Source organism: Salipiger sp. 1_MG-2023, from assembly GCF_030547555.1.
Classification (GTDB): domain Bacteria; phylum Pseudomonadota; class Alphaproteobacteria; order Rhodobacterales; family Rhodobacteraceae; genus Salipiger.
In genome coordinates this window covers 1-2,312 of the sequence record NZ_JAUOQN010000138.1, presented here as the reverse complement: position 1 = coordinate 2,312, position 2,312 = coordinate 1, and the positions used below count along the sequence as shown (strand labels likewise).

General features: G+C 58.9%; 3 pseudogenes. All 3 read left to right on the top strand.

The window, feature by feature from the left end:
- Positions 1-153 precede the first annotated feature (153 nt).
- Positions 154-978, top strand: a pseudogene (locus Q4543_RS24155) (IS5 family transposase).
- A gap of 19 nt (positions 979-997) precedes the next feature.
- Positions 998-1,118 (top strand): annotated as a pseudogene (locus Q4543_RS24150) (IS5/IS1182 family transposase); the annotation flags it as partial.
- Positions 1,119-1,209: 91 nt separating this feature from the next.
- A pseudogene (locus Q4543_RS24145) lies at positions 1,210-2,197 on the top strand (IS5 family transposase).
- The last annotated feature ends 115 nt before the right edge of the window (positions 2,198-2,312 follow it).

Here is a 2,312-nt window from a genome sequence, read left to right as displayed (position 1 = left end):
GCCGCCTGAAATGAAACCCATGCTACAGCTTAGCCCGGCGGAAAACTGGTCGAAAATTCAGGACCACCTCTCAGATCGGACCAGGTGTTAGGGTCAGGACCCATTGATTTCATCGGAAGGGCATGATTCACCGCGCGAAAACAGTGCGGTGACATGTCTGATCTCTTCTGGCTGAGCGATGCGCAGATGACGCGCCTGGAGCCCTGCTTTCCGAAGTCCATGGTAAGCCGAGTGTCGATGATCGGCGCGTTCTGAGCGGGATTATCTTCATCAATTGTAATGAGTTGCGCTGGAGAGATGCACCGAAGGAGTATGGTCCGCACAAGACGCTCTATAACCGATGGAAGCGTTGGAGCGATAAAGGCATCTTCGCGCAGATCTTGGCCGGGTTGGCAGCAAGGCACGGTGAAAAGAAGACGGTGATGATCGATGCTACCTACGTGAAGGCCCACCCACTGCCCGGCAGCACATGCAAAGCATGTGTGAGAGGGGCACAGCGTCCAGTCTGGGCGCAAAAAGGGGGGCGCGGTCGCTTGATTGGGCGAACCAAGGGCGGCATGAACACGAAACTGCACGCCTTCTGCCACAGGCAGGGCCGCCCGATCCCCTTCTTCGTCTCCGCTGGGCAGGTCAGCGACTACATCGGCGCGCGGGCGCTGCTCAGCAGCCTGCCGAACGTCGATTGGCCGCTTGGAAATTGGGGCTACGGCGCTGACTGGTTTCGAGAAGCCTTGCAAGACAAAGGGATACGCGCCTGCATTCCTAGCCGGAAGCAACGCAAGCCTCCGGTCAAATACCTCTTTCTTTGCAATGCCCTGCCGGGCAAGGGACAAGCGCCGCTACAAACGACGCAACCGCATCGAGATTATGTTCGGCAGGCTCAAGGACTGGAGGCGTGTGGCAACCAGATACGACCGATGCCCCAAAGTATTCTTCTCTGCCATCGCTCTCGCCGCAGTCGTCATCTATTGTATGTGATATTCAATGAGTCCAGAGCTTAAAGGCCTTCGGCGAACGCATTGCTGCCCGCGACCCAGACCGCCGAAATCCACATCCGCATCGCACTCATAAACCGTTTCAACGCACTCGGCACTGCCGTGATCGTTCGCGTAGCATAACGTCAGTGGGGTAAGGGGGAGCCACACCTCAGGCAGAAGTTTTGCAACAACGCCGTACAAGACTAGGAACTGGCCTTCGAAAAACACGGCGCTGAAGCAGCGCGGTTCTCTTGCAATTTGGTTTGATCTTGAGATGCCTTGGCATGCGTGCCCGACAGACAAGCGCGGGCGTCAGCCTGAGTTCAGCGACGCAGCCATCCAAATTTGTCTCGCGATGAAGCTCCTATTCGGCACGCCCCTTCGGCAGAGTGAGCCAGTGAAGGCGCCACTGGTTCGAGCCCACTGGCGAAAGGGTTCGTCGAAAGCTTGTTGCGGCTGGCAGGGCTTGACTGGAAAGTGCCGGACTTCAGCACCCTGTGTCGCCGCCAGAAAACCTTGAACGTCGCCATCCGCTATCGCGGTGGGGCAGGTCCTTTGCACCTGTTGATCGACGGCAAGGCATTTTCCGCCATTGGTCCGAAGACAATGCCGCGCGGGATCAAGGCCGAGGGCGAAGGAGAGTGGAACGCCCGCAAGCATGGCGGGACAAAGAAGCGCCTTTGGCTCAAGCTGCATCTCGGTATGGACGAGCAAACACTGGAGATCCGCGCGGTCGGCGTCACGACAAGCAATGCCGGCCCCTCTCGGCAGCATGCTGCGCATGCGCCTGCCGGGCAGTGGATGCGCCCATGCTGCCTGACCTGCTGGAACAGATCCCACCCGAGCAGGAGATTGCTACGGTCACTGCCGATGGGGCCTACGACACACGCGGATGTCACAATGTGATGGCCGCTCGGGGAGCTGGCGCCGTCATACCTCCGCGCAAGAACGCTAAACCATGGAAGCCCACGAGCCCCGGGGCCGTCACCCGAAACGAGGCGGTGCGTGCATCGCGCTATCTTGGCAAGGCATTGTGGCGACGTTGGAGCGGGTATCAGCGCGGGAGCCGCGCAGAGACAAAAATTATCTGCGTCAAACTCCTTGGCCAATGCCTCATGGCCCGCGACTTCGATCAGCAGGTCGCTGAGCTCCAGATCTGGATCGCGGTGCTCAACCGCGACACCGCTCTTGGCATACCTGTCACAGAGCCCGCAGGGTAAGTCCGTCCGGACAAGGGGAAAACTCGTCCAATCCGCGATTTATGCAACACGTGTAACCGCCCCAAGCGCAAGAAGTATTTTAGCGCTGATTTTGGCGCGTCATCGGGTGCTGACA